This window comes from Cupriavidus sp. GW822-FHT02D05, assembly GCF_058802485.1.
The window spans coordinates 1-12,297 of the sequence record NZ_JBXAOE010000065.1; the positions used below are offsets into that span (position 1 = coordinate 1).

A 12,297-nucleotide genomic window follows, 5' to 3' on the forward strand; every position below is an offset into this window, starting at 1 on the left:
TATATCGATCACTGGCTGGACACGACACAGCCCAACTGGAGAAGTGCATTCGAAGAGTATGCGAGCGATGAGGACCGTCGCAAGACCAAGACCAAGGAAGCGCAAAAGACCCAGCATGCGCTGGACCTGCTGCTGCTCATCGATTTCATCAACGCGCAGGCATGGTTCGACCCGGTAGCCAACGCCTTGGCCGGGCTGGTGGCCAAAGAGCGCGGTTACTTTGAAAAGCTGGTGGCCTCCCTGTATCCGTTCCTGGAGAAGCTCACCACCGGAAAGATTGCAGAGCTCATCTCCCCCGACTACGAAGCCACCGGCGATGCGCGCCCGATTTTCGACTGGATGTCGGTCATCAACCGCGGTGGCATCGTCTACGTCGGCCTGGACTCCCGCTCTGACTTTGAAGTCGGCTCGGCTATCGGCAACGCCATGTTTGCCGATCTCACCTCCATCGCTGGCCAACTCTACAAGTTTGGCGCCGGCTTTGGCCAAAGTACGGCAGAAGGCAAACGCCGCATCGTGGTTCACGCAGACGAGTTCAACGAACTGATCGGCGACGAGTTCATCCCGCTGCTCAACAAGGCCGGCGGCGCCGGCTTCCAGGTCACGGTCTACACCCAGACCTGGTCTGACGTCGAAGCCAAGATCGGCAACCGCGCCAAGGCTGGGCAAATCGGCGGCAACCTGAACACACTCATCATGCTCCGGGTCAAGAACAACGAAACGGCCGAGATTCTGACCAACCAACTGCCTGAAGTGTCCGTCGCTTCGACTATGCTGGCCAGCGCCGCCTCGGACACCAACGACCCCCGAGATTTTGAAGAATTCGGCTCCCGCAGCGAGACCGCATTTCCACCCAGCTCGTGCCAATGCTGACCCCGGCCGATCTGGTCAAGCTCCCCAAGGGCCAGGCCTTTGCGCTGATCGAAGGTGGCAAGCTCTACAAGCTGCGCCTGCCGCTGTTCGACCCCAAGGCGGACGCCACCGATCTGGCCTTGCCAGCATCGCTCGAGGTGATCGCCGCCGACATGAAGGCCCGCTATGACAGCGCGGCCGCGGCCGAGATCCTCACCGTGCCAGGAGGCTGGCTATGAGCTCCCGCTACGAATTCCACGAACTCAAGGTCATCCACGTCTTCGTCTGGCCGCTCAAGCTGCTTTGGAAAAGCAACTGGCCGCCAGGACACGGTTGGAGGGAACAGGGGGGGCGATAACAGGCTGGCCTCTTGGGGGAGCCAGAGTTTCTGCCTTCAGTCCGTTGATGTTTCAGGGAAGCATATGGGTATCTCCGGCAGCCTGCGGCGGCAACTTGATTGCCAGCGCCTTGAAATCGCCGCTGGTTGCGATCGAACCCGCGTGCGCGACACCCTTTGGAATGATAATCAGGTCACCCGGGCCGACCTCGCGCTGTTCACTGCCCAGCCAGAATGTGCCCTTTCCTGAAATGACATACTGGATCTCGTCGGCGCTGGTGTGGTAGTGCTTCGGAACGTTGCCCGATTGCACTGCAACGGTCCCTTGTGGCGTCGCCACCAGCCCCTTCGTACGTAGCGTGCCCATATTGGGAACCTGCGGTCCGATGTCTTCATTGCTCATGGCGACCAAGTTGATGATCTGCGGCGCCAATGTGGCGGGCGGGATTTGCGCGTGGGCCGGCGGCAGTCCCGTATGGGCTGTAAGGTAGCCACAGGCAAAAGCGATTGGGACAGCGGAAAGAGCGACAAAGCGATGCATATTCATCTCCCTTCGGTTGGTCTGCGAGCATTGGATCGCTACGATGCATAATTCGCGCGATACGGCTGGATTGTCTCACCGCGATCCGCGCCCAGAATTAAGGGGAAACCCGCAAGCACTGAATCAATCGCTTGCCGAAAGGGGGCCACCCGAAGGAGATTCAGCGGATCTGGCTGGCGGTTCCCGACCCATAGCGGTCGGTCGAGTCTGCTACTTACCTCCTCGCCGGAGGCGAGCTCAACGAGGGGAGAGGCTCCTGTCGCCTGGTTTGGCAACCCAATATCTCGATGGCACGGCCTTCCAGGCCCCGCACCGTGCTTCGGGTTGATAGTCCGATTCGCGTGCGTTGATGCGACACCTTCCAGGAAGCTGACGCCTCGCCTGTGGCATCCATTCTGCCGCCTGAGTTTTCCTGGAGCTAGTCTGCACGCCAGGCGCGGAACGCTCATTTTCCCGGAGCGTCGCCGCCTGAGACGAAGATGGTGTGGGCCCGGGTCGGCAATGATCTTCGTGGCCGCCGACAACAGCAGCTACGGGGCGACGCTTTCCTTGAAAAGAGGCATTGTTTCGATGTGCTCCTGACGGCCGGCGATGCCGGGCCGGCGCTTTACACGCCGGCCTTAGCCAAGTGGGCCCCAAGACGCGAAGCCCATCGTTGGACGTCGGGGGTCGACAGGCGCACGAGAAATTCTGCGACGCGAGCCGGCTTGCCCCGCTGGTTTCAAGGCTCTGATTCTCGAGCGAGGTGTTGTTCGAGCATAGAACCGATACTCACCGCACCCTCATTGAGATCCACCTCGCCGCTAAGCTTCCATGCCAAGGTATTCCCATTTGCCTGCGAGCGCACCAAGATCCCAACGTCCTCCAAAACCGCAGCCAGCCGGCTGGTATCGGGTGGGTTCCTCTTACTCGCCTTTAAGTAAGCTTTCCCAAGGCCCCATGGGTAATCTGGGTCATTTTTCTTCGTCGCACTATTATATAGACCAAACGGTTGCCCACCGTACTGGTACTGTTTATTCGCATTCGCAAGAAGTGACAAAGTGCGGTTAATGACATCGATCTCAAATTTGATTTCTTTCTCGCCCTTGTCTTGAGCCTTCGTGACAATGCCGGATGCATCAATTTTGTATCTGAACGGATTATTCCCCCGCAGGGTTTCGCACGAGACCCAGTCGCCGTCCGACTCGCCGGAAGCATCAATGCCTGTAGGAGAGGGGGGAAGATCAGATGGGCGATTGGTGTCTGTCAGGTCTGCGTCGGATATCGCCGGCCCTCCAGGCAAGTCGTAGCCGATCATAAATAACGCGGACTCGAGTGCCCGTAGCCGTGTGCCAAAATCAGTAATTTTGGAGAACTCGCTCTGCTTAGCACCGTCCTGCTCCAAGATTTTGCTCAAGATCCAGTTGGCACGGAGATTCCATTCTGCGTGGTGTGCTCCCGACTTCAGTTTGGGAAAATTTTCACCAGGTTTGCGACATTTGGGATCGGGCGCGTTCGCGGCTTCCTTGGCTGGCGCCCATGGGAAGCGAAGTGCAGTCGGCACTTCTATGCCCCGTCCCCTGCAAAACTTGACGACCGCCCACCCTAGAGCCGCAGCGACTCGGCTGTCATAGATGACGAAATTTTCGCATATCAGCGAATATACCTTCGTCATGCCAGCATTAAACCGTAGCTTTTTGGAAAACAGCTTCGTATCCGCCAAATCTCCTTTGTCGAAGGCTTTGCGCGTCTCGTTGAGTAGCTTTGCGAGATTCGCCTCGTTCTTAAGCAACCAGTTGACGTTTCCGCCCCGTACACCGCCCCAGGTCACGATGTCGATAGCAGCTTGGCATGCATCGCGGTCATTGATGGTATCAAGCGCCTTCGTGAGGTCCTTACGTAAGGCCTCTAGTGCTTTGGCATTCGACGCGAACGAGTTGCCACTTTCCACACCAAGGCGCTCGATCTCGGGATGACTCCATTTATAATTCGTGTAAGCGTCGAAAATGCTTCTGCACTCCCAGCGCTCGCCGCTTCTCCGATTGCGGTAGGCATGGCTGAATTCATCGCGATCGAGATGGTTGCTAATCCACTCGACAAATTCCAATACTTCACCCGTCAGATAATCGTCTTTTTTCATTCTCTGATTTCTCGCATTGACCGCTTTCGCGATATTTCAAAATGGAACATCGAGGCCAGCGCGACCTTCTGGTAAGGCCCAAATCTGTTGCCCCGCCAAATCATGACGGCATTTAGTCCTGTTGTTAGAAAGCCATTGTGCCCGGTGGCGAGGCGTCTTTACTTGTGCCCCTGCCACTCAACGTCAGGATCGTCATCCCAAGCCGGGGCAAATGACACACCTTTCCACTTGGCGCTCGTTTGGTCAAAAATCGACCCGTGCCGGGGCCGATGGAAGTTATAGATGAGGCAAGAGACCCCATCCGCCCGGTACTTTGCATACAGATCCATGAACTGCGCGGTAGTAAGGATCGGTGCACGCTCGAAGAATTCCTGATTCTCCCAAGGGGTGTCCATGACAAACACGCGCCAAAAGTACTTGTACATGCGCGGATTGGGATGCGGCATGTATCCCGAGCAAAACGACTGAGTTCCGCGCCCTCCACTGGAGCTGATCATGTTCAGGAGATTCTGTTTCGTCGGTTCCATCATCCTTGTGCTTCTCCCTGCAAGCTTTTGCTTTGTCGATGCACCGCGCGCGGCGGTGGCGAACCTAGTCCTTACTCTTCGACTGCCTCTTCGGCACCTCGACCTCCCTGTCGAGCGACTCTATGAACCAGCTCAACGCGCGAGTTTGGCCCGCCGCCCCACGTCAATGGACCGTAAGGATGCCCAGCTTGACGAGGAGCTCATCCATAGTCATAGGATCCGACCATTCACCGATTCGCTCCTGTTCAAGAATCTTCTCCGCGATCTCGGGATCTACCCAGTCGTCGCTGTCATCCGATTCCATGGACTCTCCTCAAAAGTCCTCTGCTCTTTTTTCCCAATAGCCTGGTGCGTCGTGATGGGCATTGTCCATCGCTGCATCAAGTGACAGGGCCCAGAAACGCATTTTGGGCAACCGGAGCGTGCCGTCCGGATTCTCCAGGAATTGCTCCAGTTTCAAGTATGCGGGGTCGGCACGATCAAAAGGGGTGTCGAGGTAAATGCTACCTCGGTATCCCGCTATCATCCATCGGTCGCTCGCAACTTCACCGCATTGCCGCCAAGTGTAGCCATTCGCATCGAGCCACGAGATGACCTCCTTGCGTGAAGGATTGACTCTCCAGTTCTCAGGCACGGCCGCCCCGAACTGGTCCTGAAAAAATGTCAGGAACAGTACGTCCCGGCAGACCTGGCGGGCAATCGCGTCAATATGCTCGATGAGTTGGGGCATAAAAGGTAACCAGTACAGGTCGAAGAGACTTATGATATCGGCGAATCTGGCACGCGCGGTGCCAGATTATTTAGATGTCGGGATACCCCCCCAACCTAACACGATGAACAAATCATAAGTGCTCGATATGCTGCTCAGCAAACTGGAAGCCGCTACCTTGGAGTTGTTGTGGACTCGACCGGAGGGGTTCCTGTCCAGCGAACTGCAGGCGGCCCTCGCCGTGCATGGTTCCCCTCGTACGATCCGCAACGCGCTTGGGCTATTAGCGAGTAAGGGGTACGCCAGTGCCAAAGGCGCCACCAAGGGGCGAATATGGAAGCCCCTCAAGGCGGCTCCGGCGTCCCGCAGACCGACCATTAATGAGTCGATGGCCCTCCTTACCCTCCGCCATCTTGCGGAGCGGCACCTTCCCGCCAGCGTTGTAGCGTCGCTCGAGCCCAACTTCGAGGCTGCGACTAACGTCCTCAACGAGCACCCCACCGCCTTCGACCTCGCAGCAGCTCGCCTTTGGATGGACAAGACGATCCGGCTGCATGGCGGATACCCCTTAATTCCGCCAACCATTCGAGACGACTTCTTCCAGATCGTTGGGCACGCGCTATACAACGACGAGTCTCTGGATATCACTTACCGGACGTCGCTCGACGCCGAGCCCAAGGAGTCTCGAGTGATTCCCCATGCCTTGATAGAAAAAGGCCCGCTCTGGTACCTGGTGGTCAAGCGCCGCCGAAGCTCGGGGCAGCCGACACCCACCGTCCTCCGGATGGACCGGATCGTAGCCCTGAAGCCAGCCGGAATCGACCTTACTCGCGACAAGAATTTCACCCTCGACAAGTTCGTTCAAAGAGACCGAGCCATGGAGTTCTTCGCCGGCGAGCCGGCTCAAGTGCGGCTGCGCGTCAGGGAAATCGCGGAAGACGGGAGGCGAGTCGAGCATGCTTTCCGATACCTCAAACTGAGCCACGATCAGGTCATTGAGGAAGCCGATAACTGCTTCATGCTCACTGCGACCGTCATCCCATCCATATCCCTGACCAACCTTCTCCTCGAGAAGAGCACCACGGTGGAAGTGGTGTCACCAGCAAGCATGCGCGAGCAAATGATCGCCCACCTGAAGCAGGCCCTGGCCCAGTACGAGGATCACCCGGCGGAAGGCGTGGGTTCTGGAACCCAGCCTGCCAGTTAGCGCCCTAAGATCCGGATCGTTCTCACCTCACGGAGATGACCATGACGCTCAAGACGATCCGCGACGCTCATAACCGAGTGATGGGCTTTGTTGCCATGGATGATCATGGCAACGGCATTGCTCGCGACGCCCACATGAAGCTGCTCGGCCGCTACAACGCCGGGCGCGATTTCACTTACGACGCCCACAACCGGCCCTTCGGCCGCAGCAACCAGTTGTCGGCCCTGATCTATCGCGCTGGCGACTGAGGAATCTGGCAAGTGTGATAAATCTGCAGCTTTGAGGCCCGGAGCAAATGGACAAGGATCAACTTCAACTGGCAGCCCAGGCGCTGCGGGAAGCGAAAGCCATGATCGTGACTGCCGGGGCGGGGATGGGCGTCGAGTCGGGGTTGGCCGATTTCCGCGGGGCCGAAGGCTTCTGGGGCGCCTACCCCGCCTTGCGACATGCCGGCTTTGGGTTCGAGGAAATTGCCTCTCCGGAAGCTTTTCGCCAAAACCCGCGTCTTGCTTGGGGCTTCTATGGGCACCGGCTCGCGCTATATCGCAAGACCGTTCCGCACGAGGGCTTCCAAATCCTAAGGCGCTGGGCTTCGGGCATCCGCAACGGTACCTTTGTGTTTACCAGCAACGTGGATGGGCACTTCCAGCAGGCCGGCTTCGCAGATAGCGAGGTTGTTGAGTGTCACGGATCTATCAACTTCCTTCAATGTCTTGACAATTGCGCGGGCAGTGAGCCGTTTGGAGCTGGTCACCTCGCTCCGGTGATCGACGAAAAGAATTGCCTCTGGATCGGCGATTTGCCCCGATGCCCACATTGCGGCGGAATTGCACGGCCGAACATCTTGCTCTTCGATGATATTGAGTGGCAATCCCGCTGGTATGACCTATCTCGGGAGCAGATGAACGCGTGGGTGCCACGCCAAGCCGGGCGGATCCTCGTGATAGAGCTTGGAGCCGGCAATGCAATTCCGACCGTTCGTCGATTCGGAGAGCGGCTTGGTCGCCCGCTCATTCGAATCAACACCACCGATGTCCAGGGCGGTCGCCCCGATGTCATTCGATTGCAGGGTGGCGCCCTCCCGGTGCTGCGTAGCCTTGAGGCGATCGTCAGTACCGCCTGATTCCCTCTGCATGGCGTAATGTGGACTCAGATCCACGGCTCCGCGAGTGGCGGGCAAGCGCACTCGCGCTGGCGACGCCCACTATAAAAAGCCCTCGATGTTGCTTATTGGCGCCAATTTAGGAGGAATCCCCGACTGGCCGCTTGTGGCCGTAGGCGACCGTTGGTGTCGATGCGCCACAGGCAGTTACCAACTGCCGTTGCCGTGCCGTTGCCGGCGCGCGAAGTGACTTCGTAGCCCGATGGGCGTCTGTTGTAACTTGCTGTCGTCGGCAATGGCACGCGCAGCATAACGTTGTAGCGTTGCTATTGGGCCGAGGCACTCACGTACTCTGAACGTTTCTGTTCGAGTCGGTCGAACTCCGCGTTGTGAAACATTAAGTAAGCGGCGCGCCTGTCGCATGGCTTGCTCTGAAGATCTTGAATGGGGCCAAGCATTTCTAAGTCGCGGTGCGTCACAGACTTGGAGACTGCCAATTTCCCGTCCGGCCGGAAGGTAATCATATAACGATCGAATAACGCGTCTATGTTGGCCGACAGTAGCAGCCCGTTCTTGGGGTCGAGCCTTTGTGCGCCAGTCGAATGACTCCAAGGCACGATATGTGAGGCTCGCAGAACCGGAAGAACAGCTAACCGCGTGGCTGCACAAGCGCCTTCGAACTCCCGCTCCAGATCAACCCGAAACTGTCCCTGCCCCAGTCGTACAGCCACTTCTGCGAGACGCTCGGTCTCAGATTTGGACTTGTCCGCCAAGATTGTGTGCAAGTCATTCTGGATTTTCGCTGCCTCCCGACTGCCCGTCGACTGAAAGAAGACTCCGTCAATCCTTCTCGCCCAATCGCGCATTAGAAGCAGACTTGTCGCTTCGTCTTTGACCCATAGATAGGAACCGCTGTAGTCCGTATAGACGTGTAGGAGATCCGGATCACAATCATGCTCCCGGGCGAAGGCGTTCTTGTCGAAGTCTTGCGGAGCCTTGGCGACCGAGAAGGAAGCTCCGTCTTTTGGGAAGCGGTACAAGCAGGCGTATGGAGCTCTACGCCCCCAAAGGCCCTCGCTCATCTGTCCGATGTAGATGCCGCGCCAGGTGATACGCAACGTTCGTCGCTGTTCCTTTACAGGACCCTGCGCCGTAGTAGCGACGGCAAAGCCTTCGTCTTCCAGCGCACGAATGACACTCATTGCAAATGCACTTGGCGGGTTGCCCGTATAGCTTGAAAGGTCAGACATCGAACTAGAGGAGGACACTGGAGCTTGACTTCGTGGCGTCCCGGTCTTCTCCTGCAGAAGGGAAATCTCGCGTTCGATAAATGCCTCGAGGGCTTCTACCGAATCCACCAGTTCCAGCGAACGGTCTCCCTCCGACGAACTGGACTGCGCAAGCTTTAAATCCAACAGACCCCGAGGCGCCGGCTTGAGCCGAAAGATCCTGTTCCCAACACTCTTTTTTCCCAGGAAGTAGCTATTGCTAATCGTATTAGCTTCTCGCTCCAACGCAGGAAACCTATCGCAGACGAGGGCGTGGATCTGTTCGAGACTTAGGTTTGTCTTCATGGCCTACTGTTGAAGTGAAAGTATCATGATACTGACTCAAGCTTTAAGGCAGAAGCCACTTTTAGCGCGGACCACTCCGGCTTAGGACATGCTTCGCCGAAATGCCCATGAAACGCTGGAACTGGCTGCGGAACGGTCGTCCTGGCGTCCATGCGCGCGTTCAAGCGAACGACCGGACACGGCTGTTCCCGGCCATTCTAATTACGTACCGAGATCGAGGACGCCCATAATAGCTCGATCTCGCTGCAAGAGCGTAATCGGACACGCCATGCGACAGGCCGCCGCTGACAGTTGTCAGGAATCACTCGCACCGGTTACTTGAAATCTGAGCCCCGGTTCGCTGAACTGCCTCGGCAGCTCGTTGAGCCTCAGCGGGATCGTTCCGGGCCATAGCACGCTCAGACCAAGCCAGGTTTGCCGTGTACTGCTGCCGCAGGGAAGGGCAGATGATGCTCGATGCGAGTCGTTTCGCAGACTGTTGGTCGCCAATCACAAATGGCTGCGTACGATCTTCCGCGTTGAGTTGGCCAATGGACTTACGAGACAACTCTGTCTTGGCGTTGTCTGGGCACGGTGAGTCCTGGAGAGTGACCTTTCCCGCCGGACTTCGGCACTGATAGATCGTCTGGGCGTGGACGCACATCCCGATCAGCATGAGCAACAACGGCATAAGCAGCATCGCAATCCTCCTGTAAGAATTGTGCAGACGCCAGCCTCAGCGTAGCCCCCCTCTGTAGAGGGGTGGCCTGAATCCATTAAGCAGTGCCTTGGGATGCTATCGAAAAACCGCCTGCCAAGCCATTGAAAACCTGCGCCATCTGCCGCAGGTTTCCGCTGGCACACCCGTGCTCCGGTCCGTATCGTTTTGCCAGTGACAAATTCTGCGGGCGCGGGCTCGCCCTTCTCTTCATGGCCAAACCTCATGCCAACGGCGCCGCCAGCGACCCACGCGCCAGTGCGCTGCAGCGCCTGCTCGCGATACTGCAACAACGCAACCTGGTGCGCTGGCGTGTCACCCTACTACTCTGGCTCAACCGCTTTGATGGGCTCGGCGAATTCCTGCCCCGGCCAGACGAGCTGCCAGACCATCAGGTCTGTTTGCTTCTGACCCAGTTGCCTGATTCCATCTCGGACACCGAGTTGGCGCAATGCCTCTCGCGGGCCGACTTCCTGACATGGCGCGTGCGCCATGCTGTCTCTCACACACTCTGGTCCTTCGTCGAACAGCCCTTTGCCGATTTCGTTCGAGACGCTGACCCGGTCGTGTACCAGTTGGATATCGAGCATCCCGTGCCAGACGTTACCGCCCACTGGCTGCTGACGCAGCAATCCCAAGCCCAATGAACTGGATCTGGCACAGCATTGGCGCCGGCGCATCCTCGCCGTCATCGGCGGCTGCGCCTTGGTATTGCTGGCGCGCCGCCAGCCCGATGGCGCAGCCCCGGACACGCCATCACTGCCTGGCAGGCAGTTGCTGCCTCCGACCGGAAGCGACATCCAGGTTCACACAGCAGAGCAACTGATCGGCGGCCTGCAACTGCAGGGCCTTTGGGAGTCCATTCGCCAGCGCTCAGGCTTCACCGCCGCCAGCTTTGCCCGCGACTGCGCCCCGCTCCTGCACGCTGTCGCGGATCTGTGCCAAATGTTGCCGGCATCCGAGAGTCACCACCACGCCCAGCCAGGTGGGCTGCTGATCCACCTGTTCGAGGTCTTGAACCACGCCCTGGGCATCCGGACCAGCTATACCTTACCGCGCGGCGTACCGCCCGAGGATATCCACAAGCTGCAACATCTGTGGACTTACGGCGTCTTCGTCGGCGCGCTGCTCCACGATATTGGCAAGCCGATGGCCGATCTGCAGATCACGGCGCGCGCCGGACATCGAAGCTGGCCCTGGCATCCGCTATCGGGCTCGCTGGTCGAAGGCGGCGCCGAGACGTACCGGGTGGCCTTCCAGGCCAATCGGGACTACACCCGGCATCAGAAGCTGCCCGTCATTCTGGCCCAGCGCCTGATCCCGCCGCCTACGTTGCAGTGGCTGTCATCCGATCCCGCTCTGCTGCAGGAGTTGATGGCCTATCTGGGAGACGAGCACGACGAGAAGAGCCTGATTGCCGAGATCGTGACCAAGGCCGACCGAGAGTCCGTGGCACACAACCTGCGGTCCGGCTCCCGTGCCAGGTTTGCTTCAGCGAGGATTGTGCCGCTGGTTGAGCGTCTGATGCGCGAGCTTTGCGCCCTGCTCGAGGAGGGTGGACGGTTGCCGCTGAACCGTCCCGGCGCAGTGGGCTGGATCTACCGGGGAGAAGCCTGGTTCGTCTGCAAACGACTGGTGGAGGAGCTGCGCCAGGCATTTGCCGCCAAGGGCGAGGGCAAGGGCATTCCTGGTCCGGATAAGGACGAGCGGATCTATGACACGTTCCAGGAGTATGGCGCCGTGATAACCAATCCACTGACCCATGGCGCGATCTGGCACATCCGCATCGAGCTGGAGACGTGGTCGGCAGATATGCGGGTGCTGCGTTTTCCGTTGGAGAAACTGTATCGGGATCCGTCGCAGTATCCGAGTGCCATCGCTGGCCGGATCGTCATTCTGGATCCTGGTGCAACGATGCCCACGCTAAACCCCAACCCAGCTGAGACTGCATCCGGCACCAGTCCCTCGAAAGCTGCCTCTACGGCCGCGCGTAATACGGAAACTGGGCCGGTTTCCCCAGCCCCCGAATCCAACGCGTCGATGGCTGGCGCGCCAGCCCCATCTGCTTCGGAACCTGAGTCAATGGCTGCCACCAACCAGCCGGATGCTGCGCCGGTCTCCCGCGTCAGCTCCCATGACGCTGCACCAATTGCGGCTCAATCGATTGACGATCCGGCTCCCGAAACCCTGAGCGCTGGGGACTTCCTCGATGAGATCGAATCGGCCTCCGCCCTGCAGGCCGAGGTCCGGCAACAGAGAGCGGCAGACACCGGCACAAGCCGTCCCGCTCCCATGCCAAGAATGCCTCCAGCGGAGATTCTCCCACCCGTGGTTCCAGCCACGCCGCCCTACCGCCCCTGACGCCACGTGACGAAGCGCCCCCGCCACCATTGGCGCTGCAATTCATGCGGTGGCTGCAGGAGGGCATTGCGCAAGGCAGCTTGCTGGTCAATACCTCCCAGGCACAGGTCCATTCGGTCAAGGAGGGCCTACTGCTGGTGACCCCCCGGATCTTCCGCCAGTTCACGCATGACACCGATCCACGCGCCGAGAGTGGGGAAGCCCTGGAGTACACGGCGGTGCAGAAGGCGGTCTTCAAGGCGCATTGGCACTACATCGCCACCAAGCCGGC

15 protein-coding genes are annotated in these 12,297 nt (G+C 58.8%); 8 read left to right on the forward strand and 7 right to left on the reverse strand.

Going from position 1 to position 12,297, the window contains the following annotated elements; translation table 11 throughout:
• Positions 1–873: TraM recognition domain-containing protein (locus AC1RQK_RS40140; RefSeq protein ID WP_492815184.1), on the forward strand; the 873-nt coding region annotated here is incomplete at its 5' end.
• Positions 867–1,091, forward strand: a complete 225-nt coding sequence (locus AC1RQK_RS40145; RefSeq protein WP_492815186.1) for a hypothetical protein — start codon at positions 867–869, stop codon at positions 1,089–1,091. The genes AC1RQK_RS40140 and AC1RQK_RS40145, both read left to right, overlap by 7 nt.
• 171 nt (positions 1,092–1,262) lie before the next feature.
• Here AC1RQK_RS40145 and AC1RQK_RS40150 read toward each other — a convergent pair whose 3' ends face one another.
• The 5 genes from AC1RQK_RS40150 to AC1RQK_RS40170 form a co-directional block, all read right to left on the reverse strand.
• Positions 1,263–1,730, reverse strand: a complete 468-nt coding sequence (locus AC1RQK_RS40150; protein WP_477119923.1) for a cupin domain-containing protein — start codon at positions 1,728–1,730, stop codon at positions 1,263–1,265.
• 721 nt (positions 1,731–2,451) lie between these two features.
• A complete protein-coding gene (locus tag AC1RQK_RS40155; RefSeq protein WP_492815188.1) occupies positions 2,452–3,849 on the reverse strand; it encodes a hypothetical protein in 1,398 nt (465 codons plus the stop codon).
• A gap of 158 nt (positions 3,850–4,007) precedes the next feature.
• The gene (locus tag AC1RQK_RS40160) at positions 4,008–4,379 is read right to left on the reverse strand and encodes a hypothetical protein (RefSeq protein ID WP_492815190.1); all 372 of its coding nucleotides are present in this window, start codon (positions 4,377–4,379) and stop codon (positions 4,008–4,010) included.
• A 160-nt stretch (positions 4,380–4,539) separates the two neighbouring features.
• Positions 4,540–4,680 carry a hypothetical protein gene (locus AC1RQK_RS40165; protein WP_492815192.1) on the reverse strand — a complete coding sequence of 47 codons (141 nt, stop codon included), beginning with the start codon at positions 4,678–4,680 and terminating at the stop codon, positions 4,540–4,542.
• Between the two features lie 9 nt (positions 4,681–4,689).
• Positions 4,690–5,106 carry a hypothetical protein gene (locus AC1RQK_RS40170; RefSeq protein ID WP_492815194.1) on the reverse strand — a complete coding sequence of 139 codons (417 nt, stop codon included), beginning with the start codon at positions 5,104–5,106 and terminating at the stop codon, positions 4,690–4,692.
• A 127-nt stretch (positions 5,107–5,233) separates the two neighbouring features.
• On the opposite strand from AC1RQK_RS40170, the gene AC1RQK_RS40175 reads away from it, so the two are divergent.
• The 3 genes from AC1RQK_RS40175 to AC1RQK_RS40185 are packed head-to-tail and all read left to right on the forward strand — an operon-like array spanning position 5,234 to position 7,415.
• The gene (locus AC1RQK_RS40175; RefSeq protein ID WP_492815196.1) at positions 5,234–6,292 is read left to right on the forward strand and encodes a helix-turn-helix transcriptional regulator; all 1,059 of its coding nucleotides are present in this window, start codon (positions 5,234–5,236) and stop codon (positions 6,290–6,292) included.
• A 41-nt stretch (positions 6,293–6,333) separates the two neighbouring features.
• A complete protein-coding gene (locus AC1RQK_RS40180) occupies positions 6,334–6,540 on the forward strand; it encodes a hypothetical protein (protein ID WP_492815198.1) in 207 nt (68 codons plus the stop codon).
• A gap of 47 nt (positions 6,541–6,587) precedes the next feature.
• Complete coding sequence (locus AC1RQK_RS40185; protein WP_492815200.1) at positions 6,588–7,415, forward strand: SIR2 family NAD-dependent protein deacylase; 828 nt, start codon at positions 6,588–6,590, stop codon at positions 7,413–7,415.
• Between the two features lie 305 nt (positions 7,416–7,720).
• On the opposite strand, the gene AC1RQK_RS40190 is transcribed toward AC1RQK_RS40185, so the two are convergent.
• Positions 7,721–8,968, reverse strand: coding sequence for an HNH endonuclease (locus tag AC1RQK_RS40190; protein ID WP_492815202.1), 1,248 nt, complete (start codon positions 8,966–8,968; stop codon positions 7,721–7,723).
• Between the two features lie 301 nt (positions 8,969–9,269).
• Positions 9,270–9,647: a DUF4124 domain-containing protein gene (locus AC1RQK_RS40195; protein WP_492815204.1), complete on the reverse strand. Its 378-nt coding sequence runs from the start codon at positions 9,645–9,647 to the stop codon at positions 9,270–9,272.
• A 122-nt stretch (positions 9,648–9,769) separates the two neighbouring features.
• Here AC1RQK_RS40195 and AC1RQK_RS40200 point away from each other — a divergent pair, with 122 nt between their 5' ends.
• The 3 genes from AC1RQK_RS40200 to AC1RQK_RS40210 all read left to right on the forward strand — a co-directional run.
• Complete coding sequence (locus AC1RQK_RS40200; RefSeq protein ID WP_492815206.1) at positions 9,770–10,312, forward strand: hypothetical protein; 543 nt, start codon at positions 9,770–9,772, stop codon at positions 10,310–10,312.
• A gap of 58 nt (positions 10,313–10,370) precedes the next feature.
• The gene (mobH, locus tag AC1RQK_RS40205; protein WP_492815208.1) at positions 10,371–12,026 is read left to right on the forward strand and encodes a MobH family relaxase; all 1,656 of its coding nucleotides are present in this window, start codon (positions 10,371–10,373) and stop codon (positions 12,024–12,026) included.
• Positions 12,027–12,070: 44 nt separating this feature from the next.
• A partial coding sequence (locus AC1RQK_RS40210; protein WP_492815210.1) for a conjugal transfer nickase/helicase domain-containing protein occupies positions 12,071–12,297 on the forward strand: 227 nt, incomplete at its 3' end.